General features: G+C 59.7%; 1 protein-coding gene. It reads left to right on the forward strand.

The genetic code is table 11. The features are described from left to right. Positions 1 to 103 precede the first annotated feature (103 nt). Positions 104 to 1,588: an ISNCY family transposase gene (locus ACLFKU_RS43290; RefSeq protein ID WP_410853332.1), complete on the forward strand. Its 1,485-nt coding sequence runs from the start codon at positions 104 to 106 to the stop codon at positions 1,586 to 1,588. Positions 1,589 to 1,678: the final 90 nt, after the last annotated feature.

The following is a 1,678-nucleotide window of genomic DNA, read 5'->3' on the forward strand; positions in this document are numbered from 1 at the left end:
TGTAGCGGCTAAGTTGTAATGTCCGCTTCTGGCCAAGTTCAAATGTCCGCTTTTGCGCCGCGTAAGCTGTCCTGCCGCCGGTTGTCCGGCACGGGGAGCTTCGATGGCAGTAATAGAACGGATAACGATGACGATGCGAGAGCTGGACAGATTCAAGGTCATTCAGGATGTAGCGGACGGCAAACTCAAGCCGTCGCGGGCGGCCGAGCGACTCGGGCTGACGACACGGCAGATCCGCAGACTGGTCGGCAGACTGCGTGACCACGGAGCGCCGGGGCTTGTGTCGCGTCGTCGCTCGAAGCCCAGCAACAACCGCCTGGACGCTGTGACAGCCGATCGGGCCATCTCGATCATCCGGGATCGCTACTCGGATTTCGGGCCGACGCTGGCCTGCGAGAAGCTGCGTGAATGCCACGGCATCCGCCTGGCGAAGGAAACGGTCCGGCAATTGATGATGGATGCCCAGCTGTGGGTGCCGCGCCGTCAACGTCCGCCGAAAATCTATCAGCCACGTGCTCGTCGCGCCTGTCTGGGCGAACTGATCCAGATCGATGGTTGCGATCATCGGTGGTTTGAGGATCGGGCGCCGGCGTGCGCACTGCTGGTGTATGTCGACGATGCGACGAGCCGGCTGATGGCATTGCATTTCACGGCGACCGAATCGACGTTCAGCTACTTTGAAGCGACGCGTGCATACATCGAGCAGCACGGCAAACCAGGCGCACTGTATAGCGACAAGTACAGCGTGTTTCGCAAGACGGGCGCGAACAAGGATGGCAATAGCGTGACCCACTTCGGCCGTGCCATGTACGAACTGAATATCGACACGTTTTGCGCGAACAGCAGTCCGGCCAAAGGCCGCGTCGAGCGCGCCCATCTGACGCTGCAGGATCGTCTCGTGAAGGAACTGCGGCTGCGTGGCATCAGCACGGTCACCCAGGCCAATGCATACGCGCCTGCTTTCATGGCGGCCTATAACGCGCGTTTCGCCAAGCCGCCCAGGAGCAGTTTCGACGCACACCGGCCGCTTCGCGCTGACGAAAGCCTTGATCTGGTACTCACCTGGCGCGAGCCGCGCAAGGTGACAAAGTCGCTGACGGTGCAATACGACAAGGTCATGTACCTGCTGGAGGATACGCCGGAACATCGCAAGCTGATTGATCGATATATCGAAGTCTGGGAGTACCCGGATGCGCGTATCGAACTCCGGGTGGACGGTCGTGTTCTGCCATGCAGGCAGTACGACCGGCTGACCGAGATCGATCAGGCCGCGGTCGTCGAACACAAGCGACTGGGCCACGTGCTTCAGGTCTCTCAGGCAATTCAGGCACAACGCGATAACCAGCGCATCGGCAAGGCACCCTCCCGAACACATCTGGGCGCGCCAACCAAAGTCCAAAGTCGTTCGGCGGGCAAGAAGAAGCAACGCGAGTTCACGCAGGCTGACGTCGAACAGACGATCGTGGATCTTGCCCGGCAAAGACAGGCACAACCGCAATCTCGAAAACCTGGCCGGCGGTCTGCAAGGGACGGTGGAACAGGCGTAAGCGCCCTGCCAGTTCAAACGCTATCCTTCGACACTGCGTGAATAAAAACCGGGTGAGAGACCGATTCCCACCCCCTAAAAGCGGACATTTGAACTTGGCCAGTAAGCGGACATTTCAAAATGGCTTTGACA

It is taken from the genome of Paraburkholderia sp. EG304, assembly GCF_046543485.1.
In the GTDB taxonomy this organism is placed as follows: domain Bacteria; phylum Pseudomonadota; class Gammaproteobacteria; order Burkholderiales; family Burkholderiaceae; genus Paraburkholderia; species Paraburkholderia youngii.